We start from the raw sequence: 21,180 nt of genomic DNA, 5'->3' as shown, positions 1-21,180 counted from the left end.
GCGTCGCGCCTCGTCCTTCAAGAAAGTGCGCCACGAGGTGGCCCCATGACCCGTACCCTTCACGCAACCCCCGGCCTCGCCGACGCCACCGCCTTCGCGCCGCCGGTGATCACCGGCACCTCGTCGGAGCAGGCGCTGGACATCCTGTTCCAGGCGCTGCTCGACGTCGCTCGCCGGCACGACCCCGACCTTGAGGCGGTGCTGCACGGCACGGCCGACATCTCGCGCTTCTCGCCGCAGATGCTGGCGCGCGCCCTTCAGGTTCAGGGCATCTGGTTCCAGCTGATCTCCATCGCCGAGCAGAACGCCGCGATGCGCCGCCGCCGCCACGTGGAGCGCACGGAGGGGCGGGCCGCGCTCGGCGGCTCCTTCGCCAAGGTCTTCTCCGACGCGCGCAAGCAGGGTGTGCCCCCGGAGAAGATCCAGGCGCTGCTCAGCGACCTGCGCATCCGCCCGACGCTGACCGCCCACCCCACCGAGGGCAAGCGGGTCACGGTGCTGGAGAAGTTCCGGCGGATCTACCTCGTCCTGCGCGAGCTGGAGATGCCGCGCTGGACCGATCGCGAGCGCAACGGCCTCATGAACGAGCTGCGCGACCAGATCGAGCTGGTCTGGATGACGGGCGAGCTGCATCTGGAGAAGGCCACGGTCGAGCGGGAGGTGGCCTGGGGGCTGCACTTCTTCGACGAGACCCTGTTCGAGATGCTGCCCGAGACCCTGGAAACCCTGGAGGAGACGCTCGCCGAGACCTATCCGGGGACCGAATTCAAGGTGCCGCCGTTCTTCCAGTTCGGCTCGTGGATCGGCGGCGACCGGGACGGCAACCCCTACGTCACGGCGGCCGTCACCCGGCAGACCCTGCACCGCAACGCGCTGGCCTCGCTGACCCGCTACCGTGACGGTGTGCGCGAGCTGGGGCGAACCCTGTCGCTGACCGAGCGGTCGCTGCCGCTGCCCGAGAGCTTCCGCGCGGAACTCGACCGGCACCTCGCCGAGAGCGGCCAGGCCCGGGCGATCACCCGCCGCAATCCCGGCGAGCCCTATCGCCAGTACCTGTCCTGCGTCTCGCGCAAGATCGACGCGACCATCGCCCGCAACGAGGGCGAGCACCCGTCCGGTCCCGATTATGCCAGCGCGGACGGGCTGATCGAGGACCTGCGCGTTCTCGAGCGCGGCCTGACCGATGCCAAGTGCCCGGCGCTGGCGCGGGACCTCGTCCGCCCGGTCCGGCGCATGGTCGAGATCTTCCGGTTCTCGACGGTCCGTCTGGACCTGCGCGAGAACACCACCCGGACCACCGACACGCTCCAGGCCCTCTGGCGCCAGCGCAACGGCGAGGGCGAGCCGCCCGCCCTCGGCTCGGCCGCCTGGCGCCAGTGGCTCGACACGGAACTCGCCCGGCCGCGCGATCCCGAACGCTCCTTCGAGGATCTGCCTGACGCGGCCCGGGAGACGCTCGCCACCTTCGCCCTCGTGGCCGAGATGCGCGAGGCCCTCGACCGCGAGGCGTTCGGCGCCTTCGTGCTGTCGATGACCCGCTCGGTGGAGGACGTGCTCGGCGCCTACCTTCTCGCCAAGGAGGCGGGGGTGTTCCTCGACGCGGCCGGCACCGAGATCTGCCCGCTGCCGATCGTGCCCCTGTTCGAGACCATCGATGACTTGCGCGCCGCCCCGGCGATCATGCGGGCGCTGCTCAACGTGCCGGTGGTCCGCCGCTCCACCCGCTGGCAGGGCGGCGTGCAGGAGGTGATGATCGGCTATTCCGACTCCAACAAGGATGGCGGCTTCGTCGCCGCCAACTGGGAGCTCTACAAGGCCCAGAGCAAGCTGACCCGGCTCGGCGAGGAACTCGGCGTCGGCATCGCGTTCTTCCACGGGCGCGGCGGCTCGGTGAGCCGCGGCGGCGTGCCGACCCACCGGGGCATCATGGCCCAGCCGCCGGGCTCGATCCGCGGCCGGTTCCGCACCACCGAGCAGGGCGAGGTGGTCTCGTTCAAGTACGCCAACCGCGGCACCGCCGCCTACCAGATGGAGCTGCTGGCGGCCTCGGTGTTCGAGCATGCGCTGGCCGGCGAGGGCGAGCGGGCGGGACCGGGCCACGACGACGCGCTGGAGGCTCTGGCCGGCGCGTCGCGGGCCGCCTACGTGCAGCTGCTCCAGACCGACGGCCTCGCCGATTATTTCCAGGCGGCGAGTCCGCTGGACGAGATTTCGCTCCTCAACATCGGCTCGCGCCCGGCGCGCCGGTTCGGGGCCCGCTCGCTCTCGGATCTGCGGGCGATTCCGTGGGTGTTTGCGTGGTCGCAGAACCGGCACGTGATCACCGGCTGGTACGGAGTCGGCTCGGGGCTCGCGAGCTTCCTCGACGTGCGCGGCCGCGACGGCGAGGCGACCCTGAAGCGCCTGTTCCAGGAATCCCGCGTCCTGCGCCTCGTCCTCGACGAGGTCGAGAAGACGCTGATGATGGTCGATCTCGACATCGCCCGCGCCTATGCGGGCCTCGTCCCCGATGCGGGCATCCGCGACCGGATCTTCGCGATGATCGAGGCCGAGTATGCGCTGACCCGCGAGATGGTCCTGCGGGTGAGCGGCGGATCGGATTTGGCCGAGCGCTTCCCGCTGTTCCGGGACCGCTTGAAGGGGCGGCTGCCGACCATCAACCAGGTCGGGCGCGAGCAGGTCGAGCTGCTCGCCCGCTACCGCGCCGAGACCGACGAGGACCGGCGCGAGGCGGTGAAGTCCGCCCTGCTCCTGTCGATCAACTGCATCGCGGTCGGCTTCGGGGCGACCGGTTAGGGGAGGGGCCAACAGGCTTCCTCTCCTGCACGGGAGAGGGGCCCCGCGCTTCGATCCCGCACCGGGGAACCGGTCCATTCGTGGAGCCGCGCCCTGTCAGCGACCCTCACGCGCGCCATTTGCCGCCGATGACCGGGACCCCATCCCGCAACGGCATCAGAACCGTCACCAAGAGAGAGGAACACCCATGAGCTTCACCCTGATCCAGCAGGCCAAGCCGCGCCTGCACCGCTCCGAACTCGCAGTCCCCGGCTCCAACCCGACCTTCATGGAGAAGTCGGCCTCCTCGGCGGCCGACGTGATCTTCCTCGACCTCGAGGACGCGGTCGCGCCCGACGACAAGGAGAAGGCCCGCACCAACATCATCCAGGCGCTGAACGACCTGGATTGGGGCAACAAGACCATGATGATCCGCATCAACGGTCTCGACACCCACTACATGTACCGCGACGTGGTCGACATCGCCGAAGCCTGCCCGCGGCTCGACATGGTGCTGATCCCCAAGGTCGGCGTACCGGCCGACGTCTACGCCATCGACGTGCTGGTCACCCAGATCGAGCAGGCCAAGAAGCGCGAGAAGCAGATCGGCTTCGAGGTGCTGATCGAGACGGCCCTCGGCATGGCCAATGTCGAGGCGATCGCCCAGTCGCCGAAGCGCCTGGAGGCGATGTCGTTCGGTGTCGCGGATTACGCTGCCTCGACCCGCGCCCGCTCCACGGTCATCGGCGGCGTGAACCCCGACTTCTCGGTGCTCACCGACAAGGACGAGGCCGGCAACCGCCAGACCCACTGGCAGGATCCGTGGCTGTTCGCCCAGAACCGCATGCTGGTGGCCTGCCGGGCCTACGGCCTGCGCCCGATCGACGGACCGTTCGGCGACTTCTCGGATCCGGACGGCTACCGCTCGGCGGCCCGCCGCTGCGCCGCTCTCGGCTTCGAGGGCAAGTGGGCGATCCATCCGAGCCAGATCGATCTCGCCAACGAGGTGTTCACCCCGTCCGAGGCCGAGGTCACCAAGGCCCGCCGCATCTTGGAGGCCATGGAAGAGGCCGCCAAGGCTGGCCGCGGCGCCGTCTCCCTGGACGGCCGCCTCATCGACATCGCCTCGATCCGCATGGCCGAGGCGCTGATCGAGAAGGCGAACGCCATGAAGGCATAAGCGAGGGCTCAACGTCGGCGGGTCTCGGGTCTGCCCCGGGATCCGTCGGCGTCGCTTCTTGCTACCGCTGGCTGCTTTATCAGCCGCCGTCTTTCCGGGGCGCCGCAGGCGAGCCCGGACCCGAAGGGGCCTGCTGGGGGCGGGCAGACCAGAACCGCCGACGGCGCCAGGCTGTGAATGCGTCGCGGTTCTGGATTCCGGGCCCTGCTGCGCAGTCCCGGAATGACGGGATTGTCTTCTCGAGGTGCAGCCCGGTCGAAACGGTCAAAGGCGTTCGTGCGCTCAGAACGGCCGATCGTCCGGGAGCCGCGCGGCCGCCATCTCGTCCGGCGTCGGATCGCGATGGATCACGATGCCCTTCGACCGGTCCGCGGCGATCAGCCCGAGACGCGCGAACCCATCGAGCCAGCCGTCCATCGGCCAGAGCCCGTGACGGCCGTGGAACCGCGCGGCGTTGGCCACGATATCGCGAAAGTGCTGCAGCGGCGGGTCATAGGCCGCGTGGTGCTGATGGTAGGCCCGCGGCCCGCCGAGGAACAGGATCGGCACGCCGGCCCGGTCGGCCCGGAAGGCGAGGTCGGTATCCTCCGCCCCATAGCCGGAGAACGCCTCGTCGAAGCCGCCGAGCCGGTCGTAGGTCGCGGCGCGGACCGCGAAGGCCAGGGACCAGAACAGGCCGGGCTGCGGTGCCGGCGCCACCACGCCGGCGGGCGGGAAAGCCCGCACCGGGTGCGGCTGCCCGAGCCGCTCCAGATCGGTCGCGTTCCAATGATCCGCGACGGCCCCGGCCGGCAGGTAACCGATCTCGCAGCAGACCAAGCCGTCGTGTTCGGCCACCGCCCGCGACAGGCCGGCGACGAGCCCCGCCGAGGGGATGCAGTCCACGTCGAGGAAGATCAGCGTGTCGGCCCGGGCCGCCCGGCGGCCGGCATTGCGCGCCGCCGCGAGCGGCAGGCCGGCATGCGGGAACGGAACCCGCTCCACCGGGAAAGGCAGGGGCGGGAAGGGGGCCTCGTCGCCGCCGATCTCCACGACGATGCAGGCATCCGGCGCAGTCCCGCGCGCGAGACCCTCGAGCAGGCGGGTCAGGTGCGGGCGCCGGCCCTTGTTGAGGGTGATGACCGCCGTGCTCACGCGTCGATCCCGGCCCGCAGGACATCGATCCGGTACTCCGCCGCCCGGGACTGGTGGAGAACCTTCGCGAACGGCGCGGCGGACCGGATGAAACCCTCGGCGGCGGCGTCGCCCGAGAGCGGATAGTCCGTCTCGCCGAGCCAGTGCACCAGCACGATGTCGCCCCCGGGTTCGATCGTCTCGCCGGCGCGACGCACCAGCTCGGCGAAATCCGCCGGCGCCAGGAAGTACAGGAACTCGGACAGGACGATCAGGTCGAATCGGCCGTCGGGCCAGTCGCCCGGCATGGCGCCCTCCCGGATCTCGATGTGGGGCCGGTCCGCGCAACGGGCGCGTGCGGCCTCCACGGCGGCGGGGACCAGATCCATCGCGATCAGCCTGTCGCAGCGCTCGGACAGGGCGCGGGTGAAGACCCCGATCGAGCAGGCCGGCTCGAAGGCCGACCGGTAGCGCTCCCGCGGCAGGCTCGCGAGCGTCGCCCCGTACTTGTCGCGCTCATAGGCCGACGACGTGAAGCCCCAGGGGTCCGGGTTGTCGGCGTAGATGCCGACGAAATACGCCTCCGGAAGCGTCTGCGTCCGCCGGGTCATGCCGGGACCGCGACGAAGCGTTCGAAGGGACCGCACAGCCGCTCGATCATCGCCGGCTCCAGCCGGAAACCTCCGGGATCGTCCGAGATCAGGTCGGTCGTCTGCGATTCATGGGCGGCCACGGCGCGGGCCTTGATCGCCCGGTAGGCGGAGACGTCGAGGCGCAGGCCGGTCGGCTCCGGGCCGACCTCAGTCTCGGGCGGCAGGGTCCAGCCCCAGACCGGATACTCGTAGATCCGCACGCCCGGCATCGCGGGCCGGGCTAGGGAAACGATCGCGGCGGCCGCCTTGTGGTCGCAATGCGGGTCGTGACGCCACGTCACAAAGGCCGCGCTGGCGCCGCAGGCCGTCGCCGCCCGCTCCACGGCGCGCGCCGCGGCTTCGGCGTCCGGTCCGTTGCTGGGGACATGGGCGTCGGGCAGGCGCAGGAACGTCACATCGTCAGCGCTGAGCCCGAGCAAAGTCACCGCCCGCACGGTCTCGGCCTCGCGCAGGGTGCGCAGCTTCTCGGGCGGATACAGTGCTGAATGGGTGTGCGAGCCGCATCCGTCGCTGATCACCACGAGGTGCACGCGCCGTCCGGCCGCCCGTGCGGCGGCGATCAGGCCGCCGCAGCCCAGGCTCTCGTCGTCGGGATGCGGGGCGACGACCACGAGGCCGCCCGTCCCGGCCAGAGCGTCGAGGCTCCCGAGGGGCAAGGCGTCGGCGGCGGCCAGGAACGCGTCGGCGCGCATCAGCGGATCGCCACCGAGCTTGCGAACGACGCGCGACACGCGCAGGTCCGGGACGGGCGGCGGATCAGATCGGTCACAGATCGCTCCAGGGTCGTTGAGCGGAGGCTTCCCCGCTATCGTCCCGGGCGTCTGAACGCGCCATGAGCGGCGCGTTCGGGATCCGGACGTGCCGCTACCGGTCGTTCTCGGTCGTGAGCGCGTCTGGGCGCGTGCCTTCGTCGGGGTTGGGCCGGTCTGCGAGATGAACGCCCTGCGTCGGCGCGTCGGTGAAGACCGCCCCGGCCGCACAGAGCGCGCTCCGCAGGGCCTCGATCTGTCCGCTCGGCGGATCGCCGTAACCGCCCTCGAAATCGTGGACGAGCTGCGCGTCGAGGCCAACCTTGGCGGCGAGGTCGGCTTCCGACCAGCCGAGCAGGCCCCGGGCCGCCCGCGATTGCGCCGGGCTCATCACCCCTGCTCGGGTGCCGCTCTGCGCCCCTCCGTCCGATCCGGCCAACGTCACTCTCCCGCGGTGCGATGATCAACAACGGCGACAGTCCCCGATCGTTTCCGAGCGCACGCGACGAAGCACGACCATAATTGTGCTGAAATCCTGGCGCATCCGGCAAGGCGCATAGATTCGGAACGGCCCTTCCGGGGTTGGCCCGCGCGGCAGGCGCCGCGCTTTCCGGATCCGGGATGACCTGAGCGCGGAGCGCGCGAGATGGGGACTGGACGATGAGAGGGGTGCTGATCGCGACCTTGGCCTGCGCCGTGCTGGCCATAGACCTGTCTGCGGCGACGCAGGCGCAGGCCCAGATGGGCGGCGGGTCCCCGACCGGCTTCGGCAAGGGCAACCGCCGTCCCGGCGGCGAAGACGAGAAGAAGCCCCAGTACGTGCCGGGGGCCAAGGCCAGCGAGAAGATCTTCCCGCTCGATTCGACCTGGACGGCGGTGAGCCTCAACGGCAAGCCGTTCACCGGTGGCGACCGCCCGAGCTTCATCATCGACAAGCAGTACCGGGCCCGCGGCTACGGCGGCTGCAACACCTTCGCGGCCACCGCCTTCCCGCTCAAGGAGCAGCACATCGCGGTCGGGCCGCTCGCGCTCACCAAGAAGAGCTGCGACAAGGGTCTCGCCGCCTCCGAGCAGGCCTACTTCGTCGCCCTGCGCACCTCGGCGGTGTGGGACATGGTCGGCTCCCAGCTGGTGCTGAAGAGCCCGAACGGTGAGCTGAAGTTCGACCGCGCCCTTTAACGGCCGGTTCACCACGCCACGCGAAGAGGCCCGCCGATTCAGAGGGCCTTGAGGGGCGGCGGCCCTTACTCCTCCGGCATCGGAGGAGGCCACGGATGCCAGTGGGAATCGGTATCGGGCGCGGAGAGGGGCCGCGCTCCGGCACGACGCGCACCCTGCGCTTCACCGGGCCAGAGAGCTTCCACCTCGGAGCCCTGTGGCTCGCTGCCGCCATTCCGACGCTGGCGACCTTGCTTCTGATCGTCCGCCTCGCGAGCTGAGCCGCGGGACTCGGGACGATGGAAGCCGATTATGTCGAGCCGGTCCGGCTGCGCAGGTCCTTGACGGTCCCCGACCCGGCGGTCTCGCTCGCGGCCCGCCCGTTGACCGTCACGGGGGGAAACAGCGTCTGCAGCCCTGCGGCGACGCCGTACAGGACGGGATCGGCCTTCAACCCGGACCGGGGTGGATGAAGATCACTTGCGAGCAGGGTCTGCTTGCGGATCTGACGCGCATTCGCGGGCATCTATCCGCGTCCTCGTTTCTGTCGTTCGGCACTTCGCGAAGACTCAATTCCGCGCGCCGTGTTTTGTTGCCGCAGCCCGTGGGAATCTTTGCTGGGGAGAACTGAAGAACTGGTCCGTGTGCTTCGAGCCACGCTGCGATGTCAGCCGCGACGCCGAAGAACGATCGTCGGATTCGCGTCGTGGGCCGGGCAGGCTGCCGGAACGACGCTCATGATCGCGGCGCTCGGGCAGCGGGCCCGGCATCTCTGGGCCGCCGCGATCTGATCGGGACCGCAGGCGTCGGCGAAGCAGAACGTCCCGAGATCCTCGCATGTCGCCACAAACCCGGTCCGCGGTGCGACCTCGCGCAGATCCGCCGCCGACGCGCCCGGGATCGCGAGGAGCGCCACAAGCCCGATCCATGCCGAGATCCGCGCCATCCGTGAGCCCAATCCGCGTCTCGCCTGCCCGCACATCCTGACTAGCATTGGCAGCCCGTTCGGACCGTGCCATTCCCGCGACAGACGACAATCGTCTTCGGTCACGGGCCCTGCCGGCCGCCGGTGAGCACCGTTCCGCGGACCGCGCAGCGCTGAAAGGCCGCCATGCCCCTCTACGCCCTCGACGATCACGTGCCGGACCTCGCCGATCCCGACAGGGTCTGGATCGCCCCCGACGCGCAGGTGATCGGCCGGGTCCATCTCGGTCTCGATGTCGGGATCTGGTTCGGGGCGGCCCTGCGCGGCGACAACGAGCCGATCCGCATCGGCGACCGCACCAACGTCCAGGAAGGCGTGATCATGCACGTCGATCCCGGCTTTCCGCTCAGCATCGGGACCGATGTCACGGTCGGCCACGGGGCCATTGTTCACGGCTGCACGATCGGGGACGGCAGCCTGATCGGCATGGGCGCCACGGTCCTGAACGGCGCCGTCATCGGCCGCGGCTGCCTGGTCGGCGCCAACGCGCTGGTCACCGAGGGCAAGACCTTCCCGGATCACAGCCTGATCGTCGGCGCGCCGGCCAAGGCGGTCCGCACCCTCGACGAGGCGGCCATCGAAGGCCTGCGACAGGCCGCTCTGCGCTACGTGGAGAATGCCCGGCGCTACCGGGCCGGGCTGCGCCGCATCGACGGTTGAACGGTAACGGCCGCGTCCCCCGCGGGCGCAGCCGCCGGAACCGCTACTTCTTGGCCTTGCCCCGCTCGATCGCCTCCTCGATCAGGCGGTGGGCCTCCTCCTTGTCGCCCCAGCGGACGAACTTGACCCACTTGCCGGGCTCCAGATCCTTGTAGTGCTCGAAGAAGTGCTGGATCTGGTGGATCGTGATCTCGGGCAGGTCGGTGTAGTTCTCGACCCGGTCGTAACGCTTGGTCAGGTGGCGCGACGGGACAGCGATGATCTTCTCGTCCTCGCCGCCCTCGTCCTGCATCACCATCACGCCCACGGGGCGCGCGCTGATGATGGCGCCCGGCAACACCGCGCGGGTATTGGCCACCAGCACGTCGCAGGGGTCGCCGTCGCCCGACAGGGTGTGGGGGATGAAGCCGTAATTGCCCGGGTAGAACATCGGCGTGTAGAGGAACCGGTCGACGACCAGCGCGCCGGATTCCTTGTCCATCTCATACTTGATCGGCTCGCCGCCCAGCGGCACCTCGACGATCACGTTGACGTCGTGCGGCGGCTTCTTGCCGAGCGGGATGGCGTCGATCTTCATGGCGTTTCGCTTCCGGAATGCGGTCTGCTTCGCGTCCCAGACCTCTTAGAGACGCGGATCGCCAATGCAAATCTGGAAGGGTTGCAGCCGGGCAACGGGCACTGGAAAACGTCAGCCGAACAGGTAGCCGACCTTCGGCAGCGGGATGCCCGCCACGCGGTCCAGCACGCGCGGGCCGGCCTTGCCGCCGAGCCCCTCGTAGAAGGCGCCGGCCCGTTCGTTGTCCTCCAGGCTCCAGACCCCGAGCTGGGTCAGGCCATGATCCGCAAGGTCGTTGCGGACCGCGCGGAACAGGCGGCGGCCGAGGCCGACGCCCTGGTATTCCGGCAGGAGATAGAGCTCGTCGATCTCGGCTTCCGTGCCGAGGGCGCGGCTGCGGGTGCGGCCGTAGGCGGCGTAGCCGACCACCCGATCGCCGGTCTCGGCGACGGCGATCGGCCGGCCGCGGCGCAGGGCTCCGCGCCACCATGTCCGGTCGCGGCTGGAAATCAGGCGCTCCAGGGGCAGTCCCGGAATGATCCCGCGATAGGCCTCACGCCACGAGGCATCGAACACCTTGGACAAGCCGCCGAGATCGGCCTCGCGGGCCCGGCGGATGCTCGTGGTGCGCGTGCTCATGGGATTCCGGCCTCCCCTCGTCCGACCGGCGGATAACCCGCGCGGTCGCCGCAGGTTCGATGCCGATCCGGGCGGAGTGAAGGCAAGAACGGCGCCGGTTTCCGGCGATCGGCCGCGACGGCGGCAGGAGACGCGAATTGCCGGCCCCTCGGGCGGCTGGTAGAGCCCGCGCTCGTTCCCTCCGGCAGCACGGCCTTGTTCAACCGCTTCCTCAAGCCCGAGACGCGCTACGCGCGGCGCATGGCCCGGATCGCCCGCTTCGAGCGGCCGATCGCCGGCCCCGGCGACCGGCTGAGGGCCTGGGCCAACATGCTGCTGATGGACCACGGCGTGTTCCGGCTCGCCTATCTCAACCGCCATCGGGTCGGCACCGGTGCGCTCTGGCGCTCGGCCCAGCCCGGACCGCACCAGCTCGCCCGCTTCCGCGCCGAGGGCGTGCGCACGATCATCTCCCTGCGCGGCGGCCGCGAGCACGGGTCCTGGCCGCTGCAGCGCGAGGCCTGCGAGCGCCACGGCCTGATCCTGCGGGAATTCGTGCTGCGCTCTCGGGAGGCGCCGGACCGGGAGACCATCCTGGCTGCCAAGGACTTCTTTGCGAGCGTCGCCTACCCGGCGGTGATGCACTGCAAGTCGGGCGCCGACCGGGCCGGCCTCGCCTCGGCCCTCTACCTGATCCTGCACGAGGGCCGGCCCGTCGCCGAGGCCGCCCGGCAGCTCTCGGCCCGCTACGGCCATCTCCGCTTCGCCAAGACCGGCATCCTGGACGCGTTCTTCGCCCGCTACCGCCTGGAGGGCGAGGCCAGGGGGATGGACTTCCTGACCTGGGTCGAGACCGTCTACGACCCGGAGGCGCTCAAGCGCGACTTCCGGCCGGGTTTCTGGTCGGATCTGGCCGCGGATCGGGTGCTGCGGCGGGAATGAAGGTCGACGCTACCGCCGCTTCTCTTGCGCCTGCACGTAGCTCTTCAGCACCGCGTTGATCCGGGACTGATAGTCCTTTCCGGACTTCCGGAAGTGCTGCAGCACATTCGCGTCCAGCCGAAGCGTGATCTGCTCCTTGTTCCGAGGCGGCGCCGGTTCCGCTTCGTCCCAGAAGCCGGCCGGAATCGGCCCGGCATCGGGGTCGGCGGCTGCCCGCCGTTCGACCTCTTCATCGTCCATGGCCTTGAGAGCATCGCTCAACGGTTCGGCCGCCGGCATATCGGCGAATCCGTCAAACCTGACGGGCACCCCGCGCCCGTGCCCGGGCTTCTGCGTAGACCTGCCTGTCATGGCGGTTCGCCTTCCATGCCGAGATGAGGCGGATGTCGCCGTCGCGTTCGACATAGACGACCCGCAGCACCGTCCCATCGTAGAGCCCCAGGCTGATGAACCGGCGCTCGCCGTAATCACGGCGCCTATCCTCACGGACCAGCCGGAATCCACGGAAGATCTCCGCAGCCTGTCGGAATCCGATGAGATGCTTGGCTTGATTCGCCGCATCCTTATCGGGATCCCACTGAAAGCCCATGTAGAGATGTAGCTACAAAATGTCGTTATGCCAATGACGAGGCGTAAGGTGCTTTCTGATGCGCCTCACTCCGCCGCTGGTCGCGCTGCCTCGCGGAACGGGTGGGCCGGGTAGGTGCCGATCACCCGCAGCTCGCGCGAGAAGAAGCCGAGCTCGTCGAGGGCTCGGGCGAGGCCCGGATCCTCCGGATGACCGTCCACCTCCGCGTAGAACTGCGTGGCGGTGAACTCACCGTCCATCATGTAGCTCTCGAGCTTCGACATGTTGACGCCGTTCGTCGCGAAGCCGCCGAGCGCCTTGTAGAGGGCGGCCGGGATGTTGCGGACGCGGAACACGAAGCTCGTCACGCAGGGCTCGGTCCCGGGCGCGACCGGCTCGGGCTCGGGGGAGAACACCACGAAGCGGGTGGTGTTGTGCGCCTCGTCCTCGACGTCGCGCTCCAGGATGTCGAGCCCGTAGACCGCGGCGGCGAGCGCCGGCGCCAGGGCCGCCCGGCTCGGATCGCCGATCTCGGCGATCTCGCGCGCAGCCCCGGCGGTGTCGCCGGCCACCACGGCCTTGACGCCCAGGCGACGGACGACCCGGCGGCACTGGCCCAGCGCGTGGACGTGGCTGTGAACCGTCCGGATCGTCTCGATCGACGTGCCCGGCAGGACCATGAGCTGGAAGTGGATGGGCAGGAAGTGCTCGGCCACGATGTGCAGCGGCGAGGTCGGGATCAGGTGGTGAATGTCGGCGACGCGGCCGGCGATCGAGTTCTCGATCGGGATCATCGCCCGCTGCGCCCGACCTTCCGTGACGGCCGCGAACGCATCCTCGAAGGTGGCGCAGGGCAGGTACGTCCAGTCCGGAAAGGCTTCCGCGCAGATGATGTGCGAGTTGGCTCCGGGCTCACCCTGGTAGGCGATCGTGCGGTCTGTCATGGCGGCGAGGTTTCGGGCGCGCGTTCAGTTGAGGCGCCGGGCCTGGAGCAGGGCGCGGGCGCGCTCCAGGTCGGCGGGGGTGTCGACGCCGAGCGGCAGGTCGTCGACGATGGCGGCGTCGATGCGCATGCCGGCCTCGAGCGCCCGGAGCTGCTCCAGCTTCTCGCGGACCTCCAGTTCGCCCGGAGGCAGGGCGACGAAGCGGGTCAGGGCGGTGCGCCGGTAGGCGTAGAGGCCGATATGGTGCCAGAGCGGCCCGTCGCCCCAGGGGGCGCGGGCGCGGGTGAAGTAGAGGGCGCGCAGGCGGCCGGGGCCGACGGCGTGGCCCACCAGCTTGACCACGTTCGGGTTGTCGGCCTCGTGCGGATCGGTGATCGGGGCGCACAGCGTGACAATATCCACCGTCCGGTCGGCGAGCGGCATGACGGCCGCGCCGATGATCGCCGGATCGATGGTCGGCAGGTCGCCCTGCACGTTGACGACCACGTCGTGGCGCCCCTCCGGATCGACGGTCTCCAGCGCCTCCGCGAGCCGGTCGGAGCCGGACGGGTGGTCGGCCCGGGTCATCACCGCGAGCCCGCCCGCGGCCTCCACGGTCCTGGCGATCTCGGCGGTGTCGGTGGCCACCACCACGGGGCCGATCCCGGCCTCGACGGCCCGGCGCCAGACATGGACGATCATGGCCTCGCCGGCGATGTCGGCCAGCGGCTTGTTCGGCAGGCGGGTCGCCGCGAGGCGGGCCGGGATCAGGACCAGGGGATCGGACATGAGAAATCGGACCTGGGCACGGCAACGTGGCGGCCGCGCCGGGAAACGGCCGGCTGCTTAACAGGCCCGCCCCCGGTTGTCGTCCCCCGCGGCCGGCGGGCGGGGTACGTGGAGAAAAGATGCCGCAAAGCGGCCGCGGGGTGACAAGCTGGACAATTCGGTGGAACAATCCTGCGCCGGAGCGCCGCGGATGGGCCCGTCGGCATTGTCAGGAGCCGTCCGGAACGGCTAAGGCAACCTCGAAATCTTCCAATGTCCGGTGTCCGAGCCTGCTCGCCCGTGTCAGGCGCGCGATCGGTCCGGGCCGAGTCGCGAGAAGAGCATGAACTCGTTCGAGGTGAACAAAGTCCTGGGGGCCGTCCTTGGCGCCCTGCTGTTCGCGGCCGGATCGGGTTTCGTCGCCGAATTGATCTATCATCCGAAGCCGGCGGGCAAAGCCGGCTACGACCTGCCCGAGCCGGAGCCGCAGGCCGCCGCCGCGGCGCCGGAGGCCAAGGTCGAGCCCATCGCGGTCCGGCTCGCGAGCGCCAACGCCGAGAAGGGCGAGGCCGGCACGAAGGCCTGCCACGCCTGCCACAACTTCGAGAAGGGCGGTCCTAACAAGGTCGGCCCGGATCTTTACGGTGTCGCCGAGCGGCCGAAGGGCGGCCATCCCGGCTTCGAGTACTCGGCGGCCCTGAAGGAGAAGGGCGGCACCTGGACCTACGCGGATCTCGACGCCTTCCTCACCAACCCGAAGGGCTACGCGAAGGGCACCAAGATGGCCTTCGCCGGCATCGCCTCGCCGCAGGAGCGGGCGAACGTGATCGCCTACCTGCGGTCCAACGCGGATGATCCCAAGCCGCTGCCCGCCGTCGAGAAGAGCGATGCGGCGCCTGCGGCCGCGCCGGCGGCGGCGAAGCCCGAGGACAAGCCCGCCGCCGACAAGCCGTCCGCCGCGAAGCCGGCTGCGTCGAAGCCCTCCGAGGGCAAGGAGAGCCCGGCCAAGCCGGCCGACACCGGCACGGCCAAGCCCGTCGAGGAGAAGTCCCCCGGCAGTCCGCGCGCGCCGAGCGAATCGAGCGACCGGAACGCGCCGTCGCCCCCGGCCAGCGCCCATGACGGCGACCAGCAGGGAACGCCGTCGAGCGTGATCCCCGCCGAGCCCACGGCGCCCGCGTCCCCGGCCGCCAAGGAGCCCCCGGCCCAGGCCAATCCCGAGGCGGTCGAGCGGGCGAAGGACCTCGAGGTCGGCGGCCCGACCAAGGACCAGAACGCGCCGCTGCCGACGCCGCAGCCGCTGCCCAAGCAGCAGTAGAGCCGACCGGGCCGCCACGCGGCCCGGATCCGGCGGCCGTCGGACACCCTGCGCGTCAGGCGCGTCCCGATGACATGGCTCCGGGCCCGGCCTTTGCCTTAAAGCGGCCGCGACCCGGCATCTGCCCGGGTCGGCAACCGCGAAGGAACTGCCTTGCCCGTGCGAAGTCCCGATGCGGGGGAGCGACGCGCCTCCCTGCCGCTGCTGGTCGCCGTGACCATGACCGGAACGGTGGCCCTGCACATCTTCGTGCCGGCCCTCGCGGCGGCGGCCGCGGATCTCGGCACCAACGCGGCCGGCGCGCAACTCACCATCACCGTCTACCTGATCGGTCTCGCGGGCGGTCAGCTGCTCTACGGCCCGCTCTCGGACCGGTACGGAAGGCGGCCGATCCTGATCGGCGGGCTCGGCCTCTATCTCATCGGGCTGCTGCTCGCGATCCCGGCGCCGAACATCGGCACCCTGCTGGTCGCCCGCGTCCTGCAATCGCTCGGCGCCTGCGGCTCCCTGGTGATCGGCCGCGCCATGGTGCGGGACGTCTCGACCCGCGAGGATGCGGCCCGCAAGCTCGCGATCCTGACGACCGCGATGACGCTCACGCCGGCGCTGGCGCCGGCGATCGGGGGCGTGGTGAACGAGGCTTTCGGCTGGCGCGCCGTGTTCGTGGTGCTCGCCGGCCTGGTGGCCGTGCTGGGCGCCCTGGTGGTGTTCACCCTGCCCGAGACCAACCGCCACAAGGTGGCGTTGCCGGGCTTCGTCGCCGTGCTCGCCGGCTATCTGCGGCTCGTGCGGATTCCGGTGTTCCGGGCCTACCTGGTTGCGGGCGCCTGTGGTGGCACCAGTCTCTACGCCTTCCTGGCGGTGGCGCCGTTCCTGCTCGTGGACCGGCTCGGGCGCTCGTCGCAGGAGGTCGGGTTCGATTGCCTGATCGTGGTGTTCGGCATGGTCGGCGGTGCGGTCCTGGCGAGCCGCCTCGCCGCCCGCGTGCCGATCCGCAAGGCCGCGCGGAGCGGCAACCTTCTCTGCATCGCGGCGGCGCTGTCGCTGCTGGTGGTCGACCGGATCGGGATGCTCGGCGTCGTCAGCCTGATCGTGCCGCTGTTCGCCTACGCGGTCGGCGTCGGTCTGCTCAGCCCGAACGCGGTGGCCGGTCTGATGAATGTCGATCCGCACGCGGCCGGCTCGGCCTCCAGCCTCTACGGCTTCACCCAGATGACCTTCGGGGCGCTGTTCACGGCCGCGGCCTCCGCCTGGCCCGCCACCTCGGCGACGCCCGTCGCGCTGGCGCTCCTCTCGGCCGGGCTGATCGCCGGGCTGGCCCTCCGGCGGGCATGAGGCCCGGCCGACCGTTTCGGAACGGTCCGGGCGGGTCCGGCATTACGAGGCCCCAACAGGAGGAGATACGCCATGCAGCGCTTGCCCATCATCGTCCTGGCCACCCTGGCCCTCGGCGGCACCGCCTTCGCGGCAGAGCAGGGGGCCTCGTCCCGGACGCCCGGTCACGAGATGCAGGATCGCGGCAGCAAGGCCGGAAGCCCCGGCGCCTCCGGTTACGCGCCCGGTCATGAGATGAAGTCCGGCACCTCGGACTCGACCGGCTCGACCTCCCGCACGGGCGGCTCGGCCACCGGGACTTCCGGGACGTCCGGCACCAGCGGAACCGGCACCCACCGCTGACAGCGTCACGCTTCAACGCCGCCCGGCCTCTCAGGCCGGGCGGACCCTATACGTCCGACGCCGGCACCGCTTCCACCAGACCGGCGACCCGGTCGCGAAAACCCGCCGCCAGCTCCAGCCACAGGAGCCGCGTCGGATCGACCGGTCCCGGCAGGGTGATGTGCCCCGGGGGCACGGGGGTGAACCCGAAGCGGGAGTAGTAGGGGGCATCGCCCACCAGGATCACGAGGCCTTCGCCCGCCTCCCGCGCCGCCTCGATCGCCGCGCGGGTCAGGGTGCCGCCGATCCCGCGTCCCTCGAAGCTCGGGTCGACGGCGAGAGGTCCGAGCATCACGAACGGCGTCGTTCCGGTCCGGACCGGCCCCATCCGCACCGAGCCGACGAGAAAGCTGCCCACGGAGGCGGTGACGCCGAGGTCGATCCGCTCGGCCGCGCCCTCGCGCAGGCGGTACGCGGTGCGGGCAAACCGGCCGGGGCCGAAGGCCCGGGCCTGGAGCCGCTCGATGGCGGGAGCATCCTCCGGCCGCTCGGGCCGGATGACGAGGGACAGGGGGGTCACGGCGGGGTCACAAGGGGCTCACGGGTCGGACGAGGGCCGCGTAGCAGCGTCCGCCCAGGGCCGCAAACAGTCCCGCTACTCCGCTGCGGCGAGGGCGGGCCGCGCGCCGCCCTGTGTCAGCCTGAGGAAGCCGAGAGCCGAGAGCCAGATCACCGCGCCGCAGGCGGAGGCGACGCCGAGCACCAGCCCGAAGCCGCCGCGCTCGTGCAGGAGCGCGATGGCCGGAACCACGAATCCGCTCGCCGTGAAGCCCACGAAGTAGCGCACGCTGTAGGCCCGGGCGCGGTAGGCGGGGGGCACGTAGCGGGCGATCATCGCGTCATTGATCACCACCTGCCCGTAGATCGCCGTCATGGCCAGCACGAGGCCGACGAGCAGGGGCACACCGGTGCTTAGGGCCGCGATCCCGAGGCCCAGCGGCTGCAGCACCGAGAGCGCCACGAACAGGGCGGGCAGGCTGTAGCGGTCGATCAGACGGCCCATGGCGAGCTGCATCAGGGCGCCGAACAGGAACACGCCGGTGGCGAGCGAGCCGGTGAGCGCCAGGGGCAGCGCGTGGCCGACGCCCTCGCCGATCACCTTGGGCAGGCTGATCGTCGTCAGGTTGAAGGTCAGGCCGCCCGCGAAGATCGACAGGCCGAACATCGCCATCAGCGCCCAGGGCCGGGTCACCGGGATCACCGCGGCGCCGCCGGCCTTCTTGCCCGAAGCCTCGCCGTCGCCCGGCACCAGCGCCAGGAAGGCGGCCCCGCAGGCGAGGCAGACGAGGCCCGGCACCACGAAGGCCGCGCGCCAGCTGATCGTGGCGGCGAGCAGCGCGGTGAGGCCGGAGGCCGAGGCCGCGCCGAAATTGCCCCAGACGCCGTTGATGCCGAGGTCGCGCCCGAGCCGGCGGGCATGGGTCACCAGCATGGCCGAGCCGACCGGGTGGTAGATCGCCGAGGCCAGGCCGAGCACGCAGAGCCAGAGGGCGAAGCCGAGCGGCGTCGAGGCGCTCGCCACGCCGAGGCAGGACAGGCCGTAGCCGAAGAAGAACACCGCCAGCATGTTGCGGCGCCCGAACCGGTCGGCCAGCGAGCCCATCGGCAGGGAGCACAGGCCGAAGGCCACGAAGGCGCCGGTCGCGAGCCCGATCAGCTCGCCGTAGCCGAGCCCGGTCTGGGCCGCGATGGCGATGACCGCGGTCGGGTAGATCAGCAGCACGAAGTGATCGAGGGCGTGCGCGACGTTGACGAAGCGCAGGGTGCGGCGAGACAGCGTGTCCGAATCCATCGCGGCGTATCCTCCGGGATCTGGTCCTGATAGCCTGACCCGATGGAGGTGTCGGGCCGAGTATGTATGCGAACGGGCTATTCTTGCCGGGTGACGCCGCGCGGCCAGCGCGGTCCACGAACGCGGCCGACTATCAGGACGTGCCGCGCGCGGTCGCAGTGATGCCCAAGGCCTACGCGGCCGGGATGGTCCTCGATCGCCACTTCCATCCGCGCGCGCAGCTCCTCTACGCCACCGCCGGCCTGATGATGGCGTCGGCCGAGGACGGAACCTGGGTCGTGCCCGAGGGGCACGCCCTGTGGATCCCGCCGCGCCTGCCGCACGCGGTGGCGACCCACGGCGCGGTGGCGATGTGCTCGGCCTATCTCGATCCGGCCGCGGTCACGGGCTTTCCGGCAGGCTGCCGGGTGATCGCGGTCTCGCCGCTCCTGGCCGCGGCGCTGACGGCCCTGGCGGCGGAGCCGGTGCTGTACGAGGAGGACGGGCGCGGCGGCCATCTCGCCGCCCTGGTGCTTGACGAGATCGGCCGGGCGCCCGCGACGCCGCTCGTCCTGCCGCTGCCCCGCGATCCGCGCCTGCGCCGGGTCTGTTTCGGGCTGATCGAGGATCCGGCCTCGGAGGCGGATCTCGACGCCTGGGCGGACCGCGCCGGGGCGAGCCGGCGCACGCTGACCCGCGGCTTCCGGGCGGAGACGGGCCTGAGCTTCGGCGACTGGCGGGCGCGCGCCCGGGTGATCCGCGCCCTGGCGCTGGAGGCCGAGGGGCGCTCGCCCAGGGCCGTAGCGGCGGCGGTGGGCTACCGGAGCGCTCAGGCCCTGCGCCTGACGGTGGCGCGGGTTCTGGATGGGCCCGGCGCGTGATGTGATCCCGCTTCGACGGTGGGACGTTACGATCTTGGCCGTCGATGCCCGCAGTGCTGTCCTTGCTTCGCTTCGCGCGTGATGACGGAGCGGGCGCCCACGGAAGGCGGACTCAGTCCATGCTCTACGAATTTACGACCCTGTCCTGTCCGCTTCTCGCCGCCGGCCCTGTCTGCGAACGGGCGCGGGCCTGGGTCGCCGAGGCGCAGACCGGGACGCTGCTTGGCTGCTGGCGGACCGAGATCGGCACCCTCGGGCAGGTTCTCGTCCTGCGCGGCTTCGACACGCCCGAGGCGATGACGGCGGAGCGGCGGCGCGCCCTGATGAGCGCGGCGCCGTTCAACGCCGGCGATCTGCTCACGGCTCTCACCCTGGACAGCTACGCGCCGTTCCCGTTCCTGCCGCCGCTGCGGACCGGGTCGCGCGGCGGCGTCTACGAGATCCGCACCTACCGGCTGAGGCCCGGCGGGCTGGCGCCGACCCTGGCGGCCTGGGAGGCGGCGATCGCGCCGGCCAGGACCTACACCGAACACCTCGTCACCAACCTCTACGCCCTCGACGGACCCTCGCGGATCACGCACATCTGGGCCTTCTCCAGCCTGGAGGAGCGCGCGACCCTGCGCGCGGCCGCCTACGCCTCCGGCGTCTGGCCGCCGAAAGGCGGGCCGGACCAGATCGCGGAGGCGACCTCGACCATCGCGCTGCCGGATCCGGGCTCGCCGCTGTCCTGACGCGGCCGTCAGGTCGCCCGCGCGGAGAAGTCGATCCGCGGGTCGATCCAGACGTAGATCAGGTCCGAGAGCAGGTTCACCGCGAGCCCGAGCAGCGAGAAGATGTAGAGGGTAGCAAACACCACCGGGTAATCCCGCCCGACGATCGCCCGGAACGACAGCTCGCCGAGGCCGTCGAGGGAGAAGATCGTCTCGATCAGCAGCGAACCGGTGAAGAAGGCCGAGATGAAGGCCCCGGGAAAGCCCGCGATCACGATCAGCATGGCGTTGCGGAAGACGTGGCCGTAGAGCACGCGCCGCTCGGAGAGGCCCTTCATGCGGGCGGTCAGCACGTACTGCTTGCGGATCTCGCCGAGGAACGAGTTCTTGGTGAGCAGGGTCGAGGTCGCGAAGGCGCCGATCACGAGCGCGGTCAGCGGCAGCACCATGTGCCACGCGTAGTCGGTGACCTTGTGCCAGGTGGAGAATCCCTCCCAGCCCTCGCTGGTCAGGCCGCGCAGCGGGAACCACTGGTAGAATGAGCCGCCGGCGAACAGGATGATCAGCATCAGCCCGAACATGAAGCCCGGGATCGCGTAGCCGATGATCACCACGAATGAGGTCCAGCGGTCGAAGCGCTCGCCGTCCTTCACGGCCTTGCGGATGCCGAGCGGGATCGAGATCGCGTAGGACAGGAGCGTCATCCACAGGCCCAGCGAGATCGAGACCGGCAGGCGCTCCTTGATCAGCTGGATGACGGTGACGTCGCGGAAATAGCTGCGGCCGAAATCGAAGCGGACGTAGTCCCAGAGCATCTTGGCGAAGCGCTCCGGCGCCGGCCTGTCGAAGCCGAACTGCTTCTCCAGCTTGGCGATGAATTCCGGGCTCAACCCTTGCGCGCCGCGGTAGCGGGAACTCGCCTCGCCGCCGCCACCGGAGGGGCGTGCGGCGCCGCCGAGATCGCCGGAGCCGCCGGTCACGCGCGACATCGCGCCGTCGCGCTGGCCCTGGAGCTGGGACAGCACCCGCTCCACCGGCCCGCCGGGGGCGAACTGCACGATGGTGAAGGTGATCAGCATGATTCCCAGCAGGGTGGGGATCATCAGGCCGATGCGGCGCAGGATGTAGGCGAGCAT

Annotated in this window: 26 protein-coding genes; 11 read left to right on the top strand and 15 right to left on the bottom strand. The window is 70.7% G+C overall.

Translation table 11 applies throughout. The features are described from left to right. The first annotated feature begins 45 nt into the window (after positions 1–45). Both M6G65_RS20425 and M6G65_RS20420 read left to right on the top strand, forming a co-directional pair. Positions 46–2,796 (top strand): phosphoenolpyruvate carboxylase, encoded by a 2,751-nt coding sequence (locus M6G65_RS20425; protein WP_250102800.1) that lies wholly within the window; start codon positions 46–48, stop codon positions 2,794–2,796. A 187-nt stretch (positions 2,797–2,983) separates the two neighbouring features. Further along, positions 2,984–3,955 carry an HpcH/HpaI aldolase/citrate lyase family protein gene (locus M6G65_RS20420; RefSeq protein ID WP_250102799.1) on the top strand — a complete coding sequence of 324 codons (972 nt, stop codon included), beginning with the start codon at positions 2,984–2,986 and terminating at the stop codon, positions 3,953–3,955. Positions 3,956–4,237: 282 nt separating this feature from the next. On the opposite strand, the gene M6G65_RS20415 is transcribed toward M6G65_RS20420, so the two are convergent. The 4 genes from M6G65_RS20415 to M6G65_RS20400 all read right to left on the bottom strand — a co-directional run bounded on the left by M6G65_RS20415 (position 4,238) and on the right by M6G65_RS20400 (position 6,909). Continuing rightward, on the bottom strand, positions 4,238–5,089 hold the full coding sequence (locus M6G65_RS20415) for a glycosyltransferase family 2 protein (RefSeq protein ID WP_238196756.1): 852 nt from the start codon (positions 5,087–5,089) through the stop codon (positions 4,238–4,240). Next, positions 5,086–5,679, bottom strand: a complete 594-nt coding sequence (locus M6G65_RS20410) for an SAM-dependent methyltransferase (protein ID WP_238196757.1) — start codon at positions 5,677–5,679, stop codon at positions 5,086–5,088. The genes M6G65_RS20415 and M6G65_RS20410 overlap by 4 nt, the downstream gene beginning before the upstream one ends. Continuing rightward, positions 5,676–6,413, bottom strand: coding sequence for a PIG-L deacetylase family protein (locus tag M6G65_RS20405; RefSeq protein ID WP_238196855.1), 738 nt, complete (start codon positions 6,411–6,413; stop codon positions 5,676–5,678). Before M6G65_RS20405 ends, M6G65_RS20410 begins: the two co-directional genes overlap by 4 nt. A 172-nt stretch (positions 6,414–6,585) precedes the next feature. Continuing rightward, positions 6,586–6,909: a helix-turn-helix domain-containing protein gene (locus M6G65_RS20400; RefSeq protein ID WP_238196758.1), complete on the bottom strand. Its 324-nt coding sequence runs from the start codon at positions 6,907–6,909 to the stop codon at positions 6,586–6,588. 221 nt (positions 6,910–7,130) lie between these two features. Between M6G65_RS20400 and M6G65_RS20395 the strand changes: the two genes are divergently transcribed. Both M6G65_RS20395 and M6G65_RS20390 read left to right on the top strand, forming a co-directional pair. Next, positions 7,131–7,649, top strand: coding sequence for an META domain-containing protein (locus M6G65_RS20395; protein ID WP_238196759.1), 519 nt, complete (start codon positions 7,131–7,133; stop codon positions 7,647–7,649). 95 nt (positions 7,650–7,744) lie between these two features. Next, positions 7,745–7,909: a hypothetical protein gene (locus M6G65_RS20390; RefSeq protein ID WP_238196760.1), complete on the top strand. Its 165-nt coding sequence runs from the start codon at positions 7,745–7,747 to the stop codon at positions 7,907–7,909. Positions 7,910–7,938: 29 nt separating this feature from the next. Here M6G65_RS20390 and M6G65_RS20385 read toward each other — a convergent pair whose 3' ends face one another. Both M6G65_RS20385 and M6G65_RS20380 read right to left on the bottom strand, forming a co-directional pair. Further along, complete coding sequence (locus M6G65_RS20385; protein ID WP_238196761.1) at positions 7,939–8,154, bottom strand: hypothetical protein; 216 nt, start codon at positions 8,152–8,154, stop codon at positions 7,939–7,941. Between the two features lie 141 nt (positions 8,155–8,295). Then, positions 8,296–8,574, bottom strand: a complete 279-nt coding sequence (locus M6G65_RS20380; protein ID WP_238196762.1) for a hypothetical protein — start codon at positions 8,572–8,574, stop codon at positions 8,296–8,298. Positions 8,575–8,739: 165 nt separating this feature from the next. Between M6G65_RS20380 and M6G65_RS20375 the strand changes: the two genes are divergently transcribed. After that, positions 8,740–9,273: a gamma carbonic anhydrase family protein gene (locus M6G65_RS20375; protein ID WP_238196763.1), complete on the top strand. Its 534-nt coding sequence runs from the start codon at positions 8,740–8,742 to the stop codon at positions 9,271–9,273. Positions 9,274–9,316: 43 nt separating this feature from the next. On the opposite strand, the gene ppa is transcribed toward M6G65_RS20375, so the two are convergent. Both ppa and M6G65_RS20365 read right to left on the bottom strand, forming a co-directional pair. After that, entirely contained in the window at positions 9,317–9,850 is a 534-nt protein-coding gene (gene ppa / locus M6G65_RS20370; RefSeq protein ID WP_238196764.1) for an inorganic diphosphatase, read from the bottom strand. Positions 9,851–9,961: 111 nt separating this feature from the next. Continuing rightward, entirely contained in the window at positions 9,962–10,468 is a 507-nt protein-coding gene (locus M6G65_RS20365) for a GNAT family N-acetyltransferase (protein ID WP_250102797.1), read from the bottom strand. Between the two features lie 195 nt (positions 10,469–10,663). Between M6G65_RS20365 and M6G65_RS20360 the strand changes: the two genes are divergently transcribed. Further along, positions 10,664–11,389, top strand: a complete 726-nt coding sequence (locus M6G65_RS20360) for a tyrosine-protein phosphatase (RefSeq protein ID WP_238196766.1) — start codon at positions 10,664–10,666, stop codon at positions 11,387–11,389. A 9-nt stretch (positions 11,390–11,398) separates the two neighbouring features. On the opposite strand, the gene M6G65_RS20355 is transcribed toward M6G65_RS20360, so the two are convergent. From M6G65_RS20355 to M6G65_RS20340, 4 genes are all read right to left on the bottom strand, one after another. Next, positions 11,399–11,668 carry a BrnA antitoxin family protein gene (locus M6G65_RS20355; RefSeq protein ID WP_238196767.1) on the bottom strand — a complete coding sequence of 90 codons (270 nt, stop codon included), beginning with the start codon at positions 11,666–11,668 and terminating at the stop codon, positions 11,399–11,401. A 13-nt stretch (positions 11,669–11,681) separates the two neighbouring features. Next, positions 11,682–11,978, bottom strand: coding sequence for a BrnT family toxin (locus M6G65_RS20350; protein ID WP_238196768.1), 297 nt, complete (start codon positions 11,976–11,978; stop codon positions 11,682–11,684). Positions 11,979–12,043: 65 nt separating this feature from the next. Further along, positions 12,044–12,901 (bottom strand): prephenate dehydratase, encoded by an 858-nt coding sequence (locus tag M6G65_RS20345; RefSeq protein WP_192707885.1) that lies wholly within the window; start codon positions 12,899–12,901, stop codon positions 12,044–12,046. Positions 12,902–12,925: 24 nt separating this feature from the next. Next, positions 12,926–13,669, bottom strand: a complete 744-nt coding sequence (locus M6G65_RS20340; RefSeq protein ID WP_238196769.1) for a 3-deoxy-manno-octulosonate cytidylyltransferase — start codon at positions 13,667–13,669, stop codon at positions 12,926–12,928. Between the two features lie 322 nt (positions 13,670–13,991). Between M6G65_RS20340 and M6G65_RS20335 the strand changes: the two genes are divergently transcribed. From M6G65_RS20335 to M6G65_RS20325, 3 genes are all read left to right on the top strand, one after another. Then, complete coding sequence (locus tag M6G65_RS20335) at positions 13,992–14,966, top strand: c-type cytochrome (protein WP_250102796.1); 975 nt, start codon at positions 13,992–13,994, stop codon at positions 14,964–14,966. A 219-nt stretch (positions 14,967–15,185) separates the two neighbouring features. Beyond that, positions 15,186–16,301, top strand: a complete 1,116-nt coding sequence (locus tag M6G65_RS20330; RefSeq protein ID WP_238196856.1) for a multidrug effflux MFS transporter — start codon at positions 15,186–15,188, stop codon at positions 16,299–16,301. Between the two features lie 72 nt (positions 16,302–16,373). After that, complete coding sequence (locus M6G65_RS20325) at positions 16,374–16,643, top strand: hypothetical protein (RefSeq protein ID WP_238196771.1); 270 nt, start codon at positions 16,374–16,376, stop codon at positions 16,641–16,643. A gap of 46 nt (positions 16,644–16,689) precedes the next feature. Here M6G65_RS20325 and M6G65_RS20320 read toward each other — a convergent pair whose 3' ends face one another. Continuing rightward, a complete protein-coding gene (locus tag M6G65_RS20320; RefSeq protein ID WP_238196772.1) occupies positions 16,690–17,202 on the bottom strand; it encodes a GNAT family N-acetyltransferase in 513 nt (170 codons plus the stop codon). 75 nt (positions 17,203–17,277) lie between these two features. Beyond that, entirely contained in the window at positions 17,278–18,474 is a 1,197-nt protein-coding gene (locus M6G65_RS20315; RefSeq protein WP_250102795.1) for an MFS transporter, read from the bottom strand. A 62-nt stretch (positions 18,475–18,536) separates the two neighbouring features. On the opposite strand from M6G65_RS20315, the gene M6G65_RS20310 reads away from it, so the two are divergent. Then, entirely contained in the window at positions 18,537–19,334 is a 798-nt protein-coding gene (locus tag M6G65_RS20310) for an AraC family transcriptional regulator (RefSeq protein WP_373323776.1), read from the top strand. 119 nt (positions 19,335–19,453) lie between these two features. After that, positions 19,454–20,065, top strand: coding sequence for an NIPSNAP family protein (locus tag M6G65_RS20305; protein ID WP_238196775.1), 612 nt, complete (start codon positions 19,454–19,456; stop codon positions 20,063–20,065). Between the two features lie 8 nt (positions 20,066–20,073). Here M6G65_RS20305 and M6G65_RS20300 read toward each other — a convergent pair whose 3' ends face one another. Further along, positions 20,074–21,180, bottom strand: a complete 1,107-nt coding sequence (locus M6G65_RS20300) for a microcin C ABC transporter permease YejB (protein WP_250102794.1) — start codon at positions 21,178–21,180, stop codon at positions 20,074–20,076.

The sequence above is a fragment of the Methylobacterium tardum genome (genome assembly GCF_023546765.1).
GTDB lineage: Bacteria > Pseudomonadota > Alphaproteobacteria > Rhizobiales > Beijerinckiaceae > Methylobacterium > Methylobacterium tardum.
Note: the sequence above shows the minus strand (reverse complement) of the source record. Positions and strands in the feature narration are given on the sequence as shown.

Bases quoted from the DNA above. Each gene is read 5' to 3' on its own strand.
- M6G65_RS20425 (WP_250102800.1), top strand. From the start codon at position 46: ATGACCCGTACCCTTCACGCAACCCCCGGCCTCGCCGACGCCACCGCC.
- M6G65_RS20420 (WP_250102799.1), top strand. From the start codon at position 2,984: ATGAGCTTCACCCTGATCCAGCAGGCCAAGCCGCGCCTGCACCGCTCC.
- M6G65_RS20410 (WP_238196757.1), bottom strand. From the start codon at position 5,679: ATGACCCGGCGGACGCAGACGCTTCCGGAGGCGTATTTCGTCGGCATC.
- M6G65_RS20405 (WP_238196855.1), bottom strand. From the start codon at position 6,413: ATGCGCGCCGACGCGTTCCTGGCCGCCGCCGACGCCTTGCCCCTCGGG.
- M6G65_RS20395 (WP_238196759.1), top strand. From the start codon at position 7,131: ATGAGAGGGGTGCTGATCGCGACCTTGGCCTGCGCCGTGCTGGCCATA.
- M6G65_RS20390 (WP_238196760.1), top strand. From the start codon at position 7,745: ATGCCAGTGGGAATCGGTATCGGGCGCGGAGAGGGGCCGCGCTCCGGC.
- M6G65_RS20385 (WP_238196761.1), bottom strand. From the start codon at position 8,154: ATGCCCGCGAATGCGCGTCAGATCCGCAAGCAGACCCTGCTCGCAAGT.
- M6G65_RS20380 (WP_238196762.1), bottom strand. From the start codon at position 8,574: ATGGCGCGGATCTCGGCATGGATCGGGCTTGTGGCGCTCCTCGCGATC.
- M6G65_RS20375 (WP_238196763.1), top strand. From the start codon at position 8,740: ATGCCCCTCTACGCCCTCGACGATCACGTGCCGGACCTCGCCGATCCC.
- ppa (WP_238196764.1), bottom strand. From the start codon at position 9,850: ATGAAGATCGACGCCATCCCGCTCGGCAAGAAGCCGCCGCACGACGTC.
- M6G65_RS20365 (WP_250102797.1), bottom strand. From the start codon at position 10,468: ATGAGCACGCGCACCACGAGCATCCGCCGGGCCCGCGAGGCCGATCTC.
- M6G65_RS20355 (WP_238196767.1), bottom strand. From the start codon at position 11,668: ATGCCGGCGGCCGAACCGTTGAGCGATGCTCTCAAGGCCATGGACGAT.
- M6G65_RS20350 (WP_238196768.1), bottom strand. From the start codon at position 11,978: ATGGGCTTTCAGTGGGATCCCGATAAGGATGCGGCGAATCAAGCCAAG.
- M6G65_RS20345 (WP_192707885.1), bottom strand. From the start codon at position 12,901: ATGACAGACCGCACGATCGCCTACCAGGGTGAGCCCGGAGCCAACTCG.
- M6G65_RS20340 (WP_238196769.1), bottom strand. From the start codon at position 13,669: ATGTCCGATCCCCTGGTCCTGATCCCGGCCCGCCTCGCGGCGACCCGC.
- M6G65_RS20335 (WP_250102796.1), top strand. From the start codon at position 13,992: ATGAACTCGTTCGAGGTGAACAAAGTCCTGGGGGCCGTCCTTGGCGCC.
- M6G65_RS20330 (WP_238196856.1), top strand. From the start codon at position 15,186: ATGACCGGAACGGTGGCCCTGCACATCTTCGTGCCGGCCCTCGCGGCG.
- M6G65_RS20325 (WP_238196771.1), top strand. From the start codon at position 16,374: ATGCAGCGCTTGCCCATCATCGTCCTGGCCACCCTGGCCCTCGGCGGC.
- M6G65_RS20315 (WP_250102795.1), bottom strand. From the start codon at position 18,474: ATGGATTCGGACACGCTGTCTCGCCGCACCCTGCGCTTCGTCAACGTC.
- M6G65_RS20310 (WP_373323776.1), top strand. From the start codon at position 18,537: ATGTATGCGAACGGGCTATTCTTGCCGGGTGACGCCGCGCGGCCAGCG.
- M6G65_RS20305 (WP_238196775.1), top strand. From the start codon at position 19,454: ATGCTCTACGAATTTACGACCCTGTCCTGTCCGCTTCTCGCCGCCGGC.
- M6G65_RS20300 (WP_250102794.1), bottom strand. From the start codon at position 21,180: ATGCTCGCCTACATCCTGCGCCGCATCGGCCTGATGATCCCCACCCTG.